The 19,114-nt window shown below is 67.7% G+C and carries 16 protein-coding genes and 1 pseudogene; 8 read left to right on the top strand and 9 right to left on the bottom strand.

Annotated elements, in window-relative coordinates; all coding sequences use genetic code 11:
• On the top strand, positions 1-238 hold a 238-nt coding region (locus HNR73_RS31135; protein ID WP_184791257.1), incomplete at its 5' end, for a hypothetical protein.
• A 331-nt stretch (positions 239-569) separates the two neighbouring features.
• On the opposite strand, the gene HNR73_RS31130 is transcribed toward HNR73_RS31135, so the two are convergent.
• From HNR73_RS31130 to rpmH, 9 genes are all read right to left on the bottom strand, one after another.
• Positions 570-1,520 carry a GNAT family N-acetyltransferase gene (locus HNR73_RS31130; RefSeq protein WP_184791256.1) on the bottom strand — a complete coding sequence of 317 codons (951 nt, stop codon included), beginning with the start codon at positions 1,518-1,520 and terminating at the stop codon, positions 570-572.
• Positions 1,521-1,616: 96 nt separating this feature from the next.
• Positions 1,617-2,810 (bottom strand): ParB/RepB/Spo0J family partition protein, encoded by a 1,194-nt coding sequence (locus HNR73_RS31125; protein ID WP_184791255.1) that lies wholly within the window; start codon positions 2,808-2,810, stop codon positions 1,617-1,619.
• Positions 2,810-3,832, bottom strand: a complete 1,023-nt coding sequence (locus HNR73_RS31120; RefSeq protein ID WP_184791254.1) for a ParA family protein — start codon at positions 3,830-3,832, stop codon at positions 2,810-2,812. Before HNR73_RS31120 ends, HNR73_RS31125 begins: the two co-directional genes overlap by 1 nt.
• A gap of 1,160 nt (positions 3,833-4,992) precedes the next feature.
• Positions 4,993-5,727 carry a 16S rRNA (guanine(527)-N(7))-methyltransferase RsmG gene (gene rsmG / locus HNR73_RS31115; protein ID WP_184791253.1) on the bottom strand — a complete coding sequence of 245 codons (735 nt, stop codon included), beginning with the start codon at positions 5,725-5,727 and terminating at the stop codon, positions 4,993-4,995.
• Positions 5,724-6,251, bottom strand: coding sequence for a Jag family protein (locus HNR73_RS31110; RefSeq protein ID WP_184791252.1), 528 nt, complete (start codon positions 6,249-6,251; stop codon positions 5,724-5,726). Before HNR73_RS31110 ends, rsmG begins: the two co-directional genes overlap by 4 nt.
• 15 nt (positions 6,252-6,266) lie before the next feature.
• Positions 6,267-7,229, bottom strand: a complete 963-nt coding sequence (yidC, locus tag HNR73_RS31105; protein WP_239121951.1) for a membrane protein insertase YidC — start codon at positions 7,227-7,229, stop codon at positions 6,267-6,269.
• A 10-nt stretch (positions 7,230-7,239) separates the two neighbouring features.
• Positions 7,240-7,497: a membrane protein insertion efficiency factor YidD gene (gene yidD, locus HNR73_RS31100; protein WP_184791250.1), complete on the bottom strand. Its 258-nt coding sequence runs from the start codon at positions 7,495-7,497 to the stop codon at positions 7,240-7,242.
• Complete coding sequence (gene rnpA, locus HNR73_RS31095; protein WP_184791249.1) at positions 7,494-7,856, bottom strand: ribonuclease P protein component; 363 nt, start codon at positions 7,854-7,856, stop codon at positions 7,494-7,496. The genes yidD and rnpA overlap by 4 nt, the downstream gene beginning before the upstream one ends.
• A 43-nt stretch (positions 7,857-7,899) precedes the next feature.
• On the bottom strand, positions 7,900-8,037 hold the full coding sequence (gene rpmH / locus HNR73_RS31090; protein WP_184791248.1) for a 50S ribosomal protein L34: 138 nt from the start codon (positions 8,035-8,037) through the stop codon (positions 7,900-7,902).
• A gap of 421 nt (positions 8,038-8,458) precedes the next feature.
• Here rpmH and dnaA point away from each other — a divergent pair, with 421 nt between their 5' ends.
• From dnaA to gyrA, 7 genes and pseudogenes are all read left to right on the top strand, one after another.
• Positions 8,459-10,105, top strand: a complete 1,647-nt coding sequence (dnaA, locus tag HNR73_RS31085; protein ID WP_239121948.1) for a chromosomal replication initiator protein DnaA — start codon at positions 8,459-8,461, stop codon at positions 10,103-10,105.
• Between the two features lie 578 nt (positions 10,106-10,683).
• A complete protein-coding gene (gene dnaN, locus HNR73_RS31080; RefSeq protein WP_184791246.1) occupies positions 10,684-11,823 on the top strand; it encodes a DNA polymerase III subunit beta in 1,140 nt (379 codons plus the stop codon).
• Between the two features lie 18 nt (positions 11,824-11,841).
• The gene (gene gnd, locus HNR73_RS31075; protein WP_184791245.1) at positions 11,842-12,720 is read left to right on the top strand and encodes a phosphogluconate dehydrogenase (NAD(+)-dependent, decarboxylating); all 879 of its coding nucleotides are present in this window, start codon (positions 11,842-11,844) and stop codon (positions 12,718-12,720) included.
• Between the two features lie 33 nt (positions 12,721-12,753).
• Entirely contained in the window at positions 12,754-13,905 is a 1,152-nt protein-coding gene (gene recF / locus HNR73_RS31070; RefSeq protein WP_184791244.1) for a DNA replication/repair protein RecF, read from the top strand.
• Positions 13,902-14,354 (top strand): DciA family protein, encoded by a 453-nt coding sequence (locus HNR73_RS31065; RefSeq protein ID WP_239121947.1) that lies wholly within the window; start codon positions 13,902-13,904, stop codon positions 14,352-14,354. The genes recF and HNR73_RS31065 overlap by 4 nt, the downstream gene beginning before the upstream one ends.
• A gap of 217 nt (positions 14,355-14,571) precedes the next feature.
• On the top strand, positions 14,572-16,533 hold the full coding sequence (gyrB, locus tag HNR73_RS31060; RefSeq protein ID WP_239121946.1) for a DNA topoisomerase (ATP-hydrolyzing) subunit B: 1,962 nt from the start codon (positions 14,572-14,574) through the stop codon (positions 16,531-16,533).
• 96 nt (positions 16,534-16,629) lie between these two features.
• A pseudogene (gyrA, locus tag HNR73_RS31055) lies at positions 16,630-19,110 on the top strand (DNA gyrase subunit A); the annotation flags it as partial.
• Positions 19,111-19,114 lie beyond the last annotated feature (4 nt).

Raw genomic sequence — 19,114 nt, 5'->3', positions numbered from 1 at the left:
CTTCGGCTTCGGCTTCGGCTTCGGCTTCGGCTTCGGCTTCGGCTTCGGCTTCGGCTTCGGCTTCGGCTTCGGCTTCGGCTTCGGCTTCGGCTTCGGCTTCGGGATGAGGATGACAGCGGTCGGCTCGGTTGCGCCATGCCGAAAGGCTCCCGATGCTTCACATCAGACAGCGGGACGGAAGTTTCTTGAGGGAGTCCGCACGCCCGATGGAGAGAACAGCCCGCCATGTTTCACGTGAAACGGGTCGGCGCCATCGCCTTCCGAAGCGCGGGGGTGAGGAGTCGACGCCCGGATCGACGGTGGTGTTTCACGTGAAACAGAACCAGATGCCGTCCACGAGGCACAGGACCGAGGCGGCGGACGCCGTACCTGGGCGCGATGTTTCACGTGAAACGGCTCGCTCAGTCGCCGTCCTGATGGCCGCATCTCACAAGGATTGGCAGCCTTCCTGGGTCCACTGTTTCACGTGAACGGAGCCACAGGATCGTCGCCAGGTTCGGCTCACCGTCTGGACGACCCGGCTGCCCGCGCGATGTTTCACGTGAAACGGACGGGCCGTTGGTCATGTTTCACGTGAAACAGAGGTACGCCGCCGACGCCACCGGAAGCTCCTTCGCCCACTCCGTCGACTCCGGCACCTCGGTCATCCCGAACCTTCGGTACAGAGACAGCGCCCCTGTCCGGTTTCCCGAGGCAACGCTGAGGGCCATCGAGGGAAACCCCGCCTCGACGAAGGCGTCCGTCACCGCGATGAACAACGCTCGCCCGATGCCGCGGCCACGCTCGGCCCTCCGGACACCGAGCCCTCCGAGGTAACCGACCACTCGCCCGTCCTCGACGCGCCGGAAGCCGAGTGCGAAGCCGACGAGGTGGCCATCGAGCCGACGGCGGGCGACGAACCAGAGGGCCGGATCGAAGAGGCGGGTGGGATTGTCGCGGTGGTCTCGCCACCACGCCTTCTCGTCATCGTTCTCGTCGGGGAAGACCTCATGCACGACGGCGAAGAGCCAGTCGCCGTCTCGCTCGGCATCGAACGGGGTGACCTCGACGTCGTCCGGTGCGATGGTCGCTGTGAACGTCGCAGACGTCGTCGGGTCGGTGAGGTCTGCGCGCATCTGGAGGATCGTCGAGGCGATGCGGTAGGAGCGCTCGGCGAGGACAGCGCCAAGGCCCGTGTCAGCGGCGCACTGGTGCGTCTTGATGAAGGTGACACCGAGTTTCGCGGCGTGGGTCTCGGCGAAGGAGGCAAGCGCCTGTCCGATCGCGTGCGCGGCCCATGCTCCCGGGCGCACCACGAGGAGCGCACGGGCGACCGTTCCGTCGCGCCAGACGTGGGCAAAACCCAGGGCCCGTCGGCTTCCGGCGGTGACGACCGCCGAGGCGGTCGCCCGCGTCGTCAGCTTCGCCCGGGCGACGCCGGTGGGGGAGCGCCGTCCTGTGTGGGCGTCGGCATGGGCGGCGAGGAGCTCGTCGACGATCGGAGCGTCGACTGCGGCGGCGGACTTGAGATACAGCCTCACGGTGGCTCCCTTCTCGGGCACCGGAAACACGAAAGCCGGGTGGCGCACCACCCGGCTTTCATCATCGCCGTTTCACGTGAAACGGCGACCCCACAATCAGTCCTCGTCGGACTTCGGCTTCATGCCCATCACGCCGATGATGCGCTCAAGGTCGGCCACGGTCGCGAACTCGATCGTGATCCGTCCCTTGCGCTGCCCCAAATTGACCTTCACGCGCGTGTCGAAGTGATCCGCGAGGCGGTTCGACAGCTCCTGCACCCCGGGGGCGTGAACCTTCGACTTCCGCTTCGGCGCGTTCTCCACGGGCTCCGCGGCCGACGTCATGTCCTGCACGAGCTCCTCGGTGCTGCGCACCGAAAGGCCTTCGGCGACGATCCTCTTCGCGACGTTCTCCTGCGAATCAGGCGTCGGCAGACCCAGCAACGCACGGGCGTGGCCGGCGGACAGGACACCCGCTGCGACACGCCGCTGCACGGCGGCCGGGAGATTCAGCAACCTGATCGTGTTCGAGATCTGCGGGCGGCTGCGGCCGATACGACGCGACAGTTCCTCCTGCGTCACCCCGAACTCTTCGAGGAGCTGCTGATAGGCGGCACCCTCTTCGAGCGGGTTCAGCTGCGCCCGGTGGATGTTCTCCAGAAGCGCGTCGCGGAGCATGTCCTCGTCGCGGGTTTCCCGCACGATCGCCGGGATCGCCTCAAGGCCGATCGCGCGACTGGCGCGCAGTCGGCGCTCGCCCATGATGAGCTCATAGCGGGAGAGCGAGCCGTGCTCGGTTTCCTGCGTATAGGGGCGCACCACGATCGGCTGGAGCAGGCCGACCTCGCGGATCGAGGTCTTCAGCTCCTCAAGGGCATCCTCGTCGAAGACCTCGCGGGGCTGCTTGGGGTTGACCAGGATCTGGTCGAGCGGCACGATCCGGAACTTCGCGCCGGGCACCGGCTCCAGGCCGAGGCCGTCGTCGGCGCCTTCTTCGACGACCATGGGCGCGGGCTCGGGGGTTTCCCGCGTGGCCGCGTAGGTTTCCTCGCCGACGAAGTCCCCATGCAAGCCGCTCTCCGTTTCACGTGAAACGACGAACTGCCCCGGCACGGCGGGCGGCAGGTTCTCCTGCCCTTCCTCGCGGTCGCGCTGGCGCATCCGCTCGCTCATCTGGTCGAGGCCGGCCTGCAACGCCGGACTCGTGCTCTTCTTCGGCGGGGAGGCGGGCTCGGCCGTCAGGTCGGAGACGTCGGTGGGGATGAGCGCCCCGAGGCCTCGCCCGAGGCCACGTCGCTTCGGCGGCGCCATTACCGGTCTCCCATCGCAGCGCCGCGAACGGCGATCTCTTCAGCGGCCTCGAAGTAGCTCGTAGCCCCCCGCGAGCCGGGATCGTAGGTCATGACCGACTGACCGTACCCGGGCGCCTCCGACACGCGGACGCTGCGCGGCACGACCGACTTCAGGACGGTGTCACCGAAGTGGCCGCGAACTTCCTGCTCGACCTGATCGGCGAGCTTCGTGCGCCCGTCGTACATGGTCAGCAGGATCGTCGAGACGCGCAGCTGCGGGTTGAGGTGGGCCTTGACGAGCTCGATGTTGCGCAGGAGCTGCCCGAGACCTTCCAGCGCGTAGTACTCGCACTGGATGGGAATCAGGACTTCCTGAGCTGCGACGAGCGCGTTGACGGTGAGCAGCCCGAGCGACGGCGGGCAGTCGATGAAGACGTAGTCGAGCTCCTGCTCGTAGCCTTCGATCGCCATCCGCAGACGCGACTCGCGGGCGACCATCGAGACGAGCTCGACTTCGGAGCCGGCGAGGTCGATGGTCGCCGGGACGCACCACAGGTTCGGGATGCCGTCGACGGTGGTGGCGACCTCGTTCAGCGGGACGCTCTCGATGAGGGAGTCGTAGATGCTGGGGACCTCGGTGTGGTGCTCGACGCCGAGACCGGTGGAGGCGTTGCCCTGCGGGTCGAGGTCGATGACCATCACGCGGTTCCCGTGCAGCGCAAGGGAAACAGCGAGGTTCACCGCACTGGTGGTCTTGCCGACGCCGCCCTTCTGGTTCGCCACGGCCATGACCCGGCAGTGGGTCGGGCGCGGCATGAGAACCTCGCCGCCGGGGTTGAGGACCTTGACGGCGCGCTTGGCCTCCTGGGCCAGCGGCAGGTCGTCCTCGGCCTCGGGCGGTTTGCGCGGGCCGGTCGGCAGCACGGTGGCCTGCCCCTTGTCCTCGTCGGAATGACGCCCACGCGTCTGTGGATACACCCCACCGGGTCCTACCCGGCTGGCTCTGCGCTCCGACTCGTCGTCGGTGTAGATCTGCCGCATCTCCCGCTCCCCGTGGTACGGCTCCGTTGACTCACCCGCTCTCGCCGCACCCTTTAAAGGCGCGGCGGCATCGGAGGGAGCAGCCGCGGGGGCACCCTGTGCCGCCGCAGCGTCCAGCATCTCGCGGATCCGTCGGTGGCTTGAGTTGCCGCCCAGCGGGGTCGCATCTTCAGACATCATCCACACCTCGTCGCATCGGACACGACACGAGCGCGATCGATTCCATCGTTCGACGGGTTGATGTTTCACGTGAAACGATCGCGCGCATGCTTCGACAGACTACGAGGCTTCTTTGCGCGGCCGCCATCCGACACCCGGGCATCAGTCCGGCAAGTTAGGAGGCGGTGAAAGTTGGGCGGTGGGGAGCGTGGTGAAGTCGCTGGCGGGGGAGTGTTTCACGTGAAACATCGGCGGGAAGGTCGGTGGGTGGCGATGTTTCACGTGAAACGGGGCCGCGGTGGAAGCGCCTCGGCTTGAGGGCGAGTTCGGCGAGGAGCACGAGCATGCGTGCGGGCCGGCACGGCGGCGAGGTCGCCGTTGGAAGGCGTTTGGCGCCGATGAGCGTTTGGCGCGGATGAGCGTTGCCGTGCCGGCGGCGACGGCGACGCCGACCGCGACGTGCAGCCAGTGATCAGGTGGCGGTGATCGCGATGGCGACGGCCGTGACTGGCGTTGCATCGGCGGGCGCGGAAGCCTGTGCGTGAGCCGCCGCCACGGAGGGCGCGATGATGACGGCGACGCTTGGTAAGGAAAGCGACGGTGGCACGCCGACACCGACGCAGACAGAGACCGGCGGCAACGGCGAGCTGCCGGGGTAGGGCGAACTGCGGAGGGCCAGCGCCCAGCACCGTCGACAGAACCGGCGGGGGAGAGCCCAGGCTGAGCATCGGTGGAATGTTTCACGTGAAACGGGAGTCGGGTCCTTGCGTGCCAGCGCGATGTTTCACGTGAAACGAGGAGGACTGGGGCAGGGTGGCGCTAGGCGATGTTTCACGTGAAACGGAAACGTCCCGGCCTCCGAGGTACTTCGAGTCGAGATCGGAGCGGTGGCGTCCGGGACACGGCTGTCGGCACCACCACCGTCGCCGTCTGCGCGATGTTTCACGTGAAACGGCGACCGACTTCTCGTCGGTCGCCGTTCGTACGAAGGTTCGGGAAACCTACCGCTTCCTGATCCGCACGATCGTGGTCGGGACTTCCAGGAGTCCGGCGCCACACGTGAGCACTTCCGCGTCGGTGCCGCCGGCTTTACGAACGGCCTTGGCGTGGGTGGTGACTTCCTCCTGTGCGGAACTGCCCTTCATCGCGAGGAGTTCACCGCCGCTCACCACCAGCGGAAGGCACCAACGCGCCAGCTTGTCCAGTGCCGCGACGGCGCGGGCCGTCACGATGGGGGCGGCGACGTCGCAGTCCTCGGCGCGGCCCCTGAACACGGTGACGTTCGTGAGCCCGAGGGCCTTGACGGCCTCCTCCAGGAACACGGTGCGGCGGAGCATCGGCTCGACGAGCATGACCTCGACATCGGGTCGCACGATCGCCAGGGGGATCCCGGGCAGCCCCGCCCCCGAGCCGACGTCGATCACGGCGACCGCTTCGGGGATGAGCTCGGCGAGTACCCCACAGTTCAACATGTGCCGTTCCCAGAGGCGGGGGACCTCACGGGGGCCGATCAGGCCTCGCTCGACGCCGTCGGTGGCGAGAAGCTCGGCGTAGGCGACGGCCAGGGTTTCCCGCTCACCGAAGACCTTGGCGGCGGTGTCCGCGAGTCCCGGCGGCGGCGCGAACCCGTCCGCCGCAGCCCCGGCACCGCTGTCTCCGGCGGCCGCCTCCGCGTCCCCAACGGGGAACGGCCCCTCCGTGGAGGGGCCGTTCGTCGTCTCGTCCTGCGAACTCAAGCCGGGCTCACGATCACGCGACGGTCGGGCTCGGTGCCCTCCGACTCGCTCGCCACGTCCTTGCGCGCGTTGATGACGTCGTGCACGCACTTGCGCTCGAAGGCGTTCATCGGGTCGAGCCGCACGGGGTTGCCGTACTGCGCGACCTCGTCGGCCACCTTCTTCGCCAGGGCCTGCAGCTCGGCGCGGCGGCTGGAACGGAAGCCCCCGATGTCGAGCATGAGCCTGCTGTGCTCGCCGGTCTTGCGGAAGACCGCCAGTCGCGTCAGCTCCTGGAGTGCCTCCAGCGTCGCCCCACCCGGACCGACCAGCTGGTTGAGCCCTTCGCCGACGACCTCCACGATCGGGCGGTCGTCCTTCACGAGCTCGTCGATGTCCCCGTCGGTGTCGAGAATGTCGAGCAGCCCCTCGACGTAGTCGGCGGCGATCTCGCTCTGCTCGAACAGCGCGTCGGTGTCTACCCCCGCGGTGGTGCGCCCCTCTGAAGCCTCACCACGGGCGACATCCGTCGTCGTTTCAGCCACGTGCTGCCTCTCCCTTTACTTGCCGGCACCTTTACGGGTGCCGCCCTTCTTCGAGTTGGCCGGCTTCGCTCCGGGCTTCGGCGCCAATTCCTTGGCGCGGGCCACGGCCTCCGCACGTGCCTTCTCGGCGGCTTTCGATCCGGGCTTGCCCGCGGCGGGCGACTTCGCGCCGTTGGAGCCAGACATCTTCGGCGGTGGGAACTTCCGCAGCACCCACATCTGCTGCCCGAGCGAGAACGCGTTCGAGATCACCCAGTACAGGACGACACCGATCGGGAACATCACGCCGGAGACGAGCAGCGTGGCCGGGATGCCGTAGAGCATCAGGCGCTGCATCATCTTCTGCTGGCGGTCCTCGGCCCACCCGGTCTTGAGGATCATCTGACGCGAGGTCATGTAGGTCGTGGCGACCATGCACGCGATCAGGACGGCACAGATGATCTTGACCGTGATCGTGCTGGAGTTGAGCTCCTGCAGCTGCGCGTCGGGGGTGTTGAAGCTCGACCAGATCGGCGCGTTGAACAACCGCGAGTTCAGGAAGCTGTCGAACTGGTCGGGCGTCCAGCCGTACAGGTCGGTCTGGGTGTTACCCGGGTGAACACGACGCAGGACGTGCAGCAGACCGATGAACACGGGCGCCTGAAGCAGCATGGGAAGGCAGCCCATGAGCGGGTTGGCCTTCTCCTTGCGGTACAGCTCCATGAGCTGCCGCTGCATCTCCTGGCGGTCGTGCTTGTACTTGGCCTGGAGCTCCTTGACCTTCGGCTGGAGCGCCTGCATCGCGCGCTGAGACTTGATCTGCTTGACAAACAGCGGGAACAACAGGGTGCGGACGGTCAGCACGAGGAAGACGATCGCGAGGATCCACGACCAGTTGGTACCGAGTACCTCACCGGAAGGCAGGATCGCGTCCCACAGCGAGTGCCAGCTAAGCAGCAGCCACGAGATGCTCCAGTACAACCACTCGAGCGGGAAGATGCCGGACAAGCTACGTCTCCCTAGCTTCAGTTTCAGCGACCTTGTGCCGTGGTGGCGGCACCGGGTCATAACCGCCCGGGTGGAACGGTTGGCAACGCAGCACTCTCCGGACCGCGAGGTAGAACCCACGCAACGCCCCGTGCACCGAGATCGCCTCAAGGGCGTAGGCGCTACACGACGGGTGGAATCGACAACGGGCCGGCAGTGCCGGGCTTATCCATCGACGGTACGCGACGATGGGCAACGACAGGAGCCGGGCTGGCGTCATTTCGGACGCTCCCGGCCGTGCTTACGGGGCTGTCTCGCACTCGCGAGGGCCCCGTCGAGATCGGCGCCGAGGCCGGTGTGGTCACGGCCCGCGGCGAGGGGGAGCGCCCGGACGACGATGTCCGTGCCGGGCTCCCACGCGCCGATGCGTTCGGCGACGAGGTGGCGCAGTCGGCGCTTCACCCGGTTGCGAACGACGGCACCGCCGACGGCTTTGGACACGACGAAACCCGCTCGCGCCGGTCGGCCTTCGCCGGTCACCTTGAGGTGGACGACGAGCGCGCCGCGGGCAGCGCGACGTCCCCGCGTGGTAGCGGAGAAGTCAGCGCGGCTCCGCAGCCGCGCGGCCTTTGGCAGCACGAGCGGGCCTCACGAAATCTGTGGGGAGACGTCCCGGCCGCTATCAAGCGGAGAGACGCTCGCGGCCCTTGCGGCGGCGAAGGGCGATGATGGCCCGGCCGGCGCGCGTACGCATACGCAGCCGGAAGCCGTGGGTCTTCGCGCGGCGGCGGTTGTTCGGCTGGAAGGTGCGCTTGCTCACGGCTGGGACTCCAAGATCGGTGTTGCACGGTGTGACTACAGGCCGTGCGGACGCTTACGTGCGTGTACAAGAGTATCAATGGCACAGCGGCGCCCTGGTAACGGCCGGTCAACACTACTGGCCGCGCCGGGCGATCGACAACCGGCCCGGGTGAAACGGCGTGCCAACTCCACGGCGATAATCCACAGGACCTGTGGACAACGCTTGTGTCGACGCGCGCCACAGACTAGCGTGCCAGCTTGTTGCAGGTCTTCGGCAACACCGCTTCCCATACTCCAAACCGTGCGTAGCGCACCGTTGCGTCATGATACGTCCGGATTTGACCCGGGGTCGTGGTCACAAAGAAATAGGGCTGATCAGCTCGTGCACAGGCTGTGGATAACCTGTGGATAACCAACACGATCATGGGGGTGGGACCGCCGTGGCAGGCGAGACGACTGAAGGCGCTGCGGCGTCGACCGACCTGAGCGCGGTGTGGCGCGCGGTCGCCGAGGAACTCGGCGACGCCGGGTTGTCGGCACAGCAGCGGGCCTGGCTCCGCCTGACCCAGCCGCTGGGGTTGTTCGAGGACACCGTCATCATCGCCGCGCCGAACCAGTTCGCGCGGGAGGCCTTCGAGTCACGGCTGCGCACGACGCTCACCACGGCGCTCGGCCACCATCTCGGCCGCTCGGTGCAGATCGCGGTGACGGTCCGGCCGCCCGCGCCCGAGGAGCCCCCGGCGCAGCGGCACCCGGAGGACTCGACGCTGATCCAGCCGACGCTCCTGCCGCCGCAGGCCCCGATCAACAACCTGGCCCCCGTGCCGCCGACGCAGCGCGAACCACAGGAGCAGCCGGCCCACGTCGCACCCGAGCGGTCCGGCCCGCCCGTCGCGCCGCCGTCGCCGGTCGACGACACCGCCCTCGAAGACCGTTCCCCCATGAGCGGCGCCTACCGGGGCGGCACGAAGCTCGGCCAGCAGCCCGACGACGTCCTCGCCCCCCGCCCGCAGCGGCCGGTCGGCGCGAGCAACACGTCGAACCCGGCCAACGCCTCCCGGCTCAACGCGAAGTACAACTTCGACACCTTCGTCATCGGCTCCTCCAACCGTTTCGCGCACGCCGCCGCGGTCGCCGTCGCCGAATCGCCCGCCAAGGCCTACAACCCGCTGTTCATCTACGGGGACTCCGGCCTGGGCAAGACGCACCTCGTGCACGCCATCGGTCACTACGCGACGGGCCTGGGCAACGCCCGCAGCGTCCGGTACGTGTCGACCGAGGAGTTCACCAACGACTTCATCAACTCCCTCCGCGACGACAAGCGGCAGGCCTTCCAGCGCCGCTACCGCGACGTCGACATCCTGCTCATCGACGACATCCAGTTCCTGGAGCGCGCGGAGCGGACGCAGGAGGAGTTCTTCCACACCTTCAACACCCTCCACAACGCCAACAAGCAGATCGTCATCACCTCCGACCGCTCGCCCAAGCAGCTGTCGACCCTCGAAGACCGTCTGCGCACGCGTTTCGAGTGGGGTCTGCTCGCCGACATCCAGCCGCCCGACCTGGAGACCCGCATCGCGATCCTCCAGAAGAAGGCCGCTCAGGAGCGCCTCGACGCGCCCTTCGACGCCCTGGAGTACATCGCCAGCCGCATCCAGCACTCGATCCGGGAGCTGGAGGGCGCCCTCATCCGGGTGACGGCCTTCGCCAGCCTCAACCGCTCGCCGATCGACCGTGCCCTCGCCGAGCAGGTCCTGTCGGACTACATCCCCGACAACGACGGCCCGCCCGACGTGTCCGCCGAGGACATCATGCGCGCGACCGCCGACTACTTCAGTGTCACCAACGACGACCTCTGCGGGCACTCCCGCTCGCGGGTCCTGGTCAACGCACGCCAGGTCGCGATGTACCTGTGCCGTGAACTGACCGACCTGTCCCTGCCCCGGATCGGCCAGGCCTTCGGCGGCCGCGACCACACGACCGTCATGCACGCCGACCGCAAGATCCGCAAGCAGATGGCCGAACGACGCACGCTCTACAACCAGATCGCCGAGCTGACCAACCGGATCAAGCAGACGGGGAACTAGGACCCTTCACAGCCGAACGGGTGTGAAGAACAAGACCCGAGGGTTTCCTCACGCCCCGCGACTGGCTCGCGGGGCGTTTCCCCTGCCGTCGGCATCGACGGCCGCCGATACTTGTCCACACCCGCAATCCACAGGATGTGGGTAACTCTCGCGTCTCTGTGCACAGGCGAAACCGCAGGTCAGCGACTTCGTCCACAGGTCCCTCCACAGGAGACACGCCTACGTCCACAGGTTGTGCACGTAGTGTGGACAAGTCTGTGGACAAGTCCGGTTTCGGTGTGCACATCCCTGTGGGAAACCTGTGGGAAACCCTGTGCATGAACCTGTGGACGAATGTGGACAACTCAGCGAACATGCCAACCTGTGGACGAACACGGGGGTTTTCCCCAGGCGGCTCCACAGGACGTCCACAGGCCCGTAGCGTCTTGGCCAGCCGAAACAGGCCTTTTCCACAGTTTCCACAGCACTCAACACGACGACGGTATTTACCTATAGAGGGAAACAACCAATAGTCGCTGTGTGGAAAACTCAGCCAGCCGGGCCGTGACGAGCGGCCGGTCCAGCCGCAAGGAGAGAGCATGAAGTTTCGAGTCGAACGCGACGCACTGACCACGGCGGTCACCTGGACCGCCAAGAGCCTCCCGACCCGGCCCTCGGTGCCGGTCCTCGCCGGAGCGCTGCTGAGCGTCAACGACGGCGCCCTGACCATCTCCGGGTTCGACTACGAGATCTCCAGCCAGGTCACCGTCAACGTCGAGGCCGACGCCCCCGGCACCGCCCTGGTCTCCGGCCGCCTGCTCGCCGAGATCGTCAAGGCCCTCCCGGCCAAGCCCGTCGAGTTCGCCGCCGTCGACGGCCACGCCGAGATCACCTGCGGCAGCGCGCGCTTCACGTTGCCGACGATGCCCGTCGAGGACTACCCGGCGCTCCCGGCGATGCCCGGCGCGGTCGGCACGATCCCCGCCGACGTCTTCGCGACCGCGGTCTCGCAGGTCGCCGTAGCCGCCGGACGCGACGACACGCTGCCGACGATGACCGGCGTGCAGGTCGAGATGATCGGCACGAGCCTGGCGCTGCTGGCCACCGACCGCTACCGGATGGCCGTCCGCGAGCTCGACTGGGCACCCGACGACGACGACATCAACCTCACGATGCTGATCCCGGCGAAGGCCCTGTCGGACACCGCCCGCAGCTTCGGCCCGGCCGGTGGCGACGTCACCATCGCGATGCCGCAGGAAGGCGGCACCGGCCTGGTCGGCTTCTCGGCGCAGAACCGGCACACCACCAGCCGCGTGCTCGACGGCCAGCTGCCTAAGCTACGGTCGTTGCTGCCGACCGCCTACAACGCCAAGCTCCGTGTCACCGCCGCCGAACTCGTCGAGGTCTCCCGCCGTGTGGCCCTCGTCGCCGAACGCGACACCCGCATCCAACTGCGGATCGACAGCGAAGGGCTCGTCGTCGAGGCCGGCGGCACCGAAGACGCCAAGGCGAGCGAGGCCATGGACTGCGAATACGACGGGGAACCGATGACGGTCGCGTTCAACTCCCAGTACCTGCTGGACGGTCTGTCCGCCATCAACGCCCCGACCGCCGTACTCTCGTTCACAGATCCGATGAAGCCGGTCGTGCTGACCGGTGCCGCCCCCGGCGAGGACGACGAGGTCCAGGAGATCGAGGGCTACAAGTACTTGCTCCAGCCGCTTCGGTTCGAGAGCTAGGCGAAAAGGGGACCATCCATGCAGCTCGGCATCGTCGGCCTCGGCAAGATGGGCGGCAACATGCGCACGCGACTGCGCAACGCCGGCCACGAGGTCATCGGCTACGACCGCGACCCGAACCTGTCCGATGTGGACAGCCTGGAGGCGCTCGTCAAGGGCCTCGAAGGGCCGCGTGCCGTGTGGATCATGGTCCCGTCGGGCGACGCCACCCGCGACACCGTGCACGCCCTCGGGGAGCTGCTCTCCGAGGGCGACATCCTCATCGACGGGGGAAACTCCCGCTTCACCGACGACCTGGTCCACGCCGAGCACCTGGCGCCCAAGGGCATCGGTTACGTCGACGCGGGTGTCTCCGGCGGCGTGTGGGGCCTGGAGAACGGCTACGCGCTGATGGTCGGCGGCTCCGACGAGGATGTTTCCCGCCTGATGCCGATCTTCGAGGCGCTCAAGCCCGAAGGCGAGTACGGCTTCGTGCACGCCGGCGGCGTCGGCGCGGGCCACTACGCGAAGATGGTCCACAACGGCATCGAGTACGGCATGATGCACGCCTACGCCGAGGGCTACGAGCTCCTCGCCGCCAGCGAGCACGTGACCGACGTCCCCGCCGTGATCAAGTCCTGGCGCGAGGGCACCGTGATCCGCTCCTGGCTGCTGGACCTGCTCGACAACGCCCTCCGGGAGGACCCGGAGCTGGCCGACATCACCGGCTACTCCAGCGACTCCGGCGAGGGCCGCTGGACCGTCGAGGAGGCCATTCGCCTGGCCGTCCCGCTGCACGTGATCTCGGCGTCGCTGTTCGCGCGCTTCGAGTCGCGCCAGGACGACTCCCCGGCGATGAAGGCCGTTTCGGCCCTGCGCAACCAGTTCGGCGGCCACGCCGTGCAGTCCAAGAAGTAGCGGGAAACCTCAGGCGGGTCGGGCGGTAGGAAAGTGCACGTTCGTCGATTCGAACTCATCGACTTCCGCTCGTACCCGCATGTCGTCGTCGACCTCGAACCGGGCCCGAGCGTTCTCGTCGGGCCCAACGGGGCCGGGAAGACCAACCTCGTCGAGGCGCTGGGATACCTGGCGACCCTCGGCAGTCACCGGGTCTCGGCCGACGCGCCGCTGGTGCGGGCCGGGGCCGAACGCGCGATCCTGCGGGCCGCGATCGTCCACGAGGGCCGTGAACTGCTCGCCGAGCTGGAGCTCGTGCCCGGCAAGGCCAACCGCGCCCGCCTGGGCCGCGCGGCCCTCCCCAGGGCCCGTGACCTGATCGGCGCGCTGAGGGTCATCCTCTTCGCCCCCGAGGACCTCGCGCTGGTACGCGGCGAACCCGCCGAGCGCCGGCGTTTCCTCGACGACCTGCTCGTCGCGCGGCACCCCCGCTTCGCGGGCGTCCGCTCCGACTACGACCGGGTCCTCAAGCAGCGCAACACGCTCCTGCGCACGGCCTACCTGGCCCGCAAGGTGACCGGCCGCCGTGCCGCCGCCGACTCCGGCGACCTGCGGACCCTGGAGGCCTGGGACAAGCAGCTCGCCGACTTCGGCGCCGAACTCCTCGCCGGGCGGCTCGCGCTCGTCGAGACCCTCGCGCCCTACGTGACCAAGGCCTACGACGCCGTCAGCCAGGGCAAGGGGCGCGCGTCGATCACGTACAAGTCCACGCTCGACGACGACTCCGGGCAGCTCACCGCCGACCGCGAGCTGCTGTCGGCGCGGATGCTCAACGCTCTCGCCGCCGCCCGTGACGCCGAGATCGACCGGGGCTCGACCCTCGTCGGCCCGCAGCGCGACGAGATCACCCTCCAGCTCGGCGACCTCCCCGCGAAGGGCTACGCCAGCCATGGCGAGTCGTGGTCCTTCGCGCTGGCCCTGCGCCTCGCCGCCTACGACCTCCTGCGCGCCGAGGGCATCGAACCGGTGCTGATCCTCGACGACGTGTTCGCCGAGCTCGACGCCACCCGCCGCGACCGGCTCGCCGAGCTCGTCGACGGTGCCGCGCAGGTCCTGGTCACCTGCGCCGTCGCGGGGGACGTCCCACCGGCGCTGGCCGGCGCGCGTTACGACGTCGCCGAGGGCGAGGTCCGCCGTGTCGTGTGACCACCGGGGAGGGGATCGCCGTGTCGCGTGAGCAGGGCATGCCCTACCGACCTCGCCGCAAGTCGGCGGGATACACCGGCCCGGGTCCGGACAAACGCGACCCGCAGCCCCTGGCGTCGCTGCTGGCGAAGTTGCTCAAGGACCGCGGCTGGCAGCAGCCCGCGGCCCATCACGGGGTCTTCGGCCGGTGGGAGGCCATCGTCGGCGCCGAGATCGCCGCGCACTGCCGTCCGGTCTCGCTCGCCGAGACCGAGCTCGTCGTCGAGGCCGAGTCGACGGCCTGGGCGACGCAACTGCGTCTGTTCCAGGGAACGATCTTGAAGAAGATCGCCGAGGACCTCGGTCACGGACTGGTCACGAGGGTCCGTGTGCACGGTCCCACACAGACCCGCCGCAATCTCGGGCCCCGGCGCGTACGATTTCCAGGTTCGCGCGACACGTACGGGTAGCCTTGGGGCGAGTGGGGGAGTAGGCGAGCCGGGTTTTCGGCGCTGCACGGCCACGTGAGGGCGTGTGCGGTGCCGTTCCTGTCGCAGGGGGCAAGTAGGATCGAAGCGGGCCAGCCCGATCGACACACCGTGTCCGGAGTGTCGCGCGCTGGCTCGCGAACGGCCCGGGGCCACAGTCTCGGACTGTCGAGGCGAAACGATGAAAGTGGGTTCTTGCGTGAACGCAGCCGCCAAGGACGAGTACGGCGCCAATCAGATCCAGGTCCTCGAAGGACTTGAGGCAGTACGCAAGCGTCCCGGCATGTACATCGGCTCCACCGGCGAGCGCGGTCTCCACCACCTGGTCCAGGAGATCGTCGACAACGCGGTCGATGAGGCGATGGCCGGTTTCTGCGACACGATCAACGTCACGCTGCTGGAGGACGGTGGCGTTCGTGTCATCGACAACGGGCGTGGTTTCCCCGTCGACCTCCACCCGAAGCTGAAGAAGCCGGGTGTCGAGGTCGCGCTGACGGTTCTGCACGCGGGCGGCAAGTTCGACGGCAAGGCCTACGCGGTCTCCGGCGGTTTGCACGGCGTCGGTGTGTCGGTGGTGAACGCGCTGTCGACGAAGATGGCCGTCGAGATCCACAAGAACGGCAACGTCTACCGGCAGACGTACACGAACTCGAAGCCCTCTCCGCTGGAGAAGGGCGAGGCGACGAGCACGTCGGGTTCCTCGGTGTCGTTCTGGCCGGACGCCTCGATCTTCGAGACGGTGATCTTCAACTTCGAGACGATCTACCGGCGCCTGCAGGAGATGGCCTTCCTGACCAAGGGCCTGACGATCATCCTGCGCGACGAGCGTCCGGAGAACTTCGAGGACGACAAGCCGCGCGAGGTGACGTTCCGCTACGACGAGGGCATCGCCGACTTCGTCCGGCACCTCAACGCCACCAAGTCGCCGCTGCACCGTTCGGTGGTGCACTTCGAGGCGCAGGACGACGGCGCCGGCATGGGCGCCGAGGTCGCGCTCCAGTGGAACGAGTCCTACGGGGAGTCGGTCTACACCTTCGCCAACGCCATCAACACCCATGAGGGCGGTACGCACGAGGAGGGCTTCCGTGCGGCGCTGACCGGCATCGTCAACAAGTACGGCTCGGAGCGCAAGCTGCTCAAGAACGACTCCGACCGCCTGTCCGGCGAGGACATCCGCGAGGGCCTGGCCGCGATCATCTCGGTGAAGCTGCGCGAGCCGCAGTTCGAGGGCCAGACGAAGACGAAGCTGGGAAACACCGAGGTCAAGGGCTTCGTCCAGAAGATCGTCAACGAGCGGCTGGCGGACTGGTTCGAGCGCAACCCCAGCGAGGCCAAGACGATCATCCAGAAGGCCTCGGCGGCCGCGCAGGCCCGTAAGGCGGCCGCGCAGGCGAGGAAACTCGCGCGCCGCAAGAGCCTTCTCGAAACCTCGTCGATGCCGGGCAAGCTGGCCGACTGCCAGTCGACGGACCCGCGTGAGTCCGAGGTCTTCATCGTCGAGGGTGACTCCGCCGGCGGTTCGGCCAAGCAGGGGCGCAACCCCCGTACGCAGGCCATTCTGCCGATCCGGGGCAAGATCCTCAACGTCGAGAAGGCCCGTATCGACAAGGTCTTGAAGAACAACGAGGTCCAGGCCATCATCACGGCCCTGGGTACCGGCATTCACGAAGAGTTCGACATCGAGAAGCTCCGGTACCACAAGGTGATCATGATGTCCGACGCCGACGTGGACGGCCAGCACATCAACACCCTGCTGCTGACGCTGCTGTTCCGCTTCATGCGGCCGCTGGTCGAGATGGGCCACGTCTACATGTCGCAGCCCCCGCTGTACAAGATCAAGTGGAACCGCAAGGGCGACGTGGTCGAGTACGCGTACTCCGACCGCGAGCGCGACGGCCTCATCGAGATGGGCATCGCCGCCGGCAAGGCCGACCCGCGCCGCTACGACGGCATCCAGCGCTACAAGGGTCTCGGCGAGATGAACTACCACGAGCTGTGGGAGACCACGATGGACCCGGCGACCCGGTCGCTGCTCCAGGTGACTCTCGACGACGCGGCAACCGCGGACGAGCTCTTCAGCGTCCTCATGGGGGAGGACGTGGAGTCGCGGCGGAACTTCATCCAGCGCAACGCCAAGGATGTCCGCTTCCTGGACATTTAGTGCATATCGTGGACGGCTCCCGGCTTCGATCCACAGGGCCGTCCACAGTATCCACAGACTTATCCACAGGTTCTCAAGCAAGGTGAAAGGCAAACCGTGACGGAGACCACCGCGGCGGAAGAAGCGTCGAGCGGACGCATCCAGCCGGTCGGCGTCGAGGTGCAGATGCACCGCTCGTACCTCGACTACGCGATGAGCGTCATCGTCGGACGGGCCCTGCCCGACGTGCGCGACGGCCTCAAGCCGGTGCACCGCAAGGTGCTGTACGGCATGTACGACGGGGGCTACCGCCCCGACCGCGGGTACGTGAAGTGCTCACGCGTCGTCGGCGACGTGATGGGTCAGTACCACCCGCACGGCGACTCCTCGATCTACGACACGCTCGTCCGCATGGCGCAGCCCTGGTCGCTGCGGTACCCGCTCATCGACGGCCAGGGCAACTTCGGTTCCCCGGGCAACGACGGCGCGGCCGCGATGCGGTACACCGAGTCGCGCCTGCATCCCATGGCCATGGAGATGATGCGGGACATCGACGAGGAGTCGGTGGACTTCGGGCCCAACTACGACGGCAAGACCACCGAGCCGCTCGTCCTGCCGGCCCGTATCCCGAACCTGCTGGTCAACGGTTCCGAGGGCATCGCGGTCGGCATGGCCACCAAGATCCCGCCGCACAACCTGCGCGAGGTCGCCGAGGCCGTCTACTGGTGCCTGGAGAACCACGAGGTCGGCGAGGAGGAGACCCTTGAGGCCCTCATCAAGCTCGTTCACGGCCCCGACTTCCCGACGCACGGCCTGATCGTCGGCCGCTCGGGCATCGAGGACGCCTACCGCACCGGCCGCGGTTCGATCCGGATGCGCGCGGTCATCGAGATGGAGGAGGACGCCAAGGGGCGCGCCTGCCTTGTGGTGACCGAGCTGCCCTACCAGGTCAACCCGGACAACCTCGCGCTGCGCGTCGCCGAACTGGTGAAGGAGGGGAAACTCACCGGCATCGCCGACATCCGCGACGAGAGCTCCGGCCGTACCGGTATGCGGCTGATCCTGGTCCTCAAGCGGGACTCGATCCCGAAGGTCGTCCTCAACAACCTGTACAAGCACACGCAGCTGCAGGAGACCTTCGGCGCGAACATGCTCGCCCTGGTCGACGGTGTGCCGCGCACGCTGAACCTGGCGCAGTTCATCCGCCACTACGTCGCCCACCAGGTCGACGTGATCGTCCGGCGCACCCAGTACCGCCTGCGCAAGGCCGAGGAGCGGGCCCACATCCTGCGCGGTCTGGGCAAGGCCCTCGACCAGCTCGACGCGGTCATCCAGCTCATCCGCAACGCGCCCTCGGCCGACGAGGCGAAGACGGGGCTCCAGCAGCTCCTCGACGTCGACGAGATCCAGGCCACCGCGATCCTCGACATGCAGCTGCGCCGCCTGGCGGCCCTGGAGCGGCAGAAGATCATCGACGAGCTCGTCGAGATCGAGTCGAAGATCGCCGACCTGGAGGACATCCTGGCGCGCCCGGAGCGCCAGCGGTCGATTATCAAGGACGAGCTGGAGACCACGGTCGCGCGGTGGGGCGACGAGCGCCGCACCAAGATCGTGCCCTTCGAGGGCGAGGTGTCCATGGAGGACCTCATCGCCCGCGAGGACGTCGTGGTGACCATCACGCGCGGCGGCTACGCCAAGCGCACGAAGGTCGACGCCTACCGCACCCAGCACCGCGGCGGTAAGGGCGTCCAGGGCGCGCAGCTGCGCCAGGACGACATCGTCAGTCACTTCTTCGTGTGCTCCACGCACGACTGGGTCCTGTTCTTCACCAACAAGGGCCGCGTCTACCGCGCCAAGGCCTACGAGCTGCCCGAGGCGTCGCGTACCGCCCGTGGCCAGCACGTCGCGAACCTCCTGGCCTTCCAGCCCGGGGAGACCATCGCGCAGGTCATCGAGATCGAGAACTACGAGGTCTCGCCGTACCTGGTGCTCGCCACGCGCGACGGCGTGGTGAAGAAGACGAAGCTCACCGACTTCGACTCCAACCGCACCGGCGGCGTCATCGGCATCAACCTCAAGGGCGAGGACGAACTCGTCGGCGCCGCGCTGATCGGACCCGAGGACGACCTGCTGCTGGTCAGCCGCAACGCGCAGGCGATTCGCTTCCAGGCCACCGACGAGTCGCTGCGCCCGATGGGACGCGCCACGTCGGGAGTCATCGGGATGCGCTTCACCGACGGCGATGTGCTACTTACGATGGAGGTGGTGCGCGAGGGGATGGACATCCTCGTGGCCACCGGAGGCGGGTACGCCAAGCGGACCCCCGTGGACGAGTACCCGCGTCAGGGCAGGGGCGGCAAGGGGGTGCTGACCGCGAAGATCACCGAACGACGTGGTGGTCTGGTCGGCGCGCTGAGCGTCCTCCCCGACGACGAACTCTTCGCGATCACCTCCAACGGCGGAGTGATCCGTACGCCTGTCAAACCCGTCCGGCGGACACGCGATCGCAACACCATGGGCGTCAAGCTGATGGATCTGCCGGAAGGCGTTACCTTGGTGGCTATCGCTCGTAGCGCGGACGAGCCGGACGAACAGGACTTAA

The organism is Phytomonospora endophytica, assembly GCF_014202425.1.
Lineage (GTDB): Bacteria > Actinomycetota > Actinomycetes > Mycobacteriales > Micromonosporaceae > Phytomonospora > Phytomonospora endophytica.
The sequence above is the reverse complement of the archived record's forward strand: the minus strand, read 5'-3'. Positions and strand labels throughout refer to the sequence as shown.

What these genes read in the sequence shown, in the direction of transcription:
- yidD (WP_184791250.1), bottom strand. Translation starts at nt 7,497, where the DNA reads ATGACGCCAGCCCGGCTCCTGTCGTTGCCCATCGTCGCGTACCGTCGA.
- dnaN (WP_184791246.1), top strand. Translation starts at nt 10,684, where the DNA reads ATGAAGTTTCGAGTCGAACGCGACGCACTGACCACGGCGGTCACCTGG.
- HNR73_RS31125 (WP_184791255.1), bottom strand. Translation starts at nt 2,810, where the DNA reads ATGGCGCCGCCGAAGCGACGTGGCCTCGGGCGAGGCCTCGGGGCGCTC.
- gnd (WP_184791245.1), top strand. Translation starts at nt 11,842, where the DNA reads ATGCAGCTCGGCATCGTCGGCCTCGGCAAGATGGGCGGCAACATGCGC.
- HNR73_RS31120 (WP_184791254.1), bottom strand. Translation starts at nt 3,832, where the DNA reads ATGCGGCAGATCTACACCGACGACGAGTCGGAGCGCAGAGCCAGCCGG.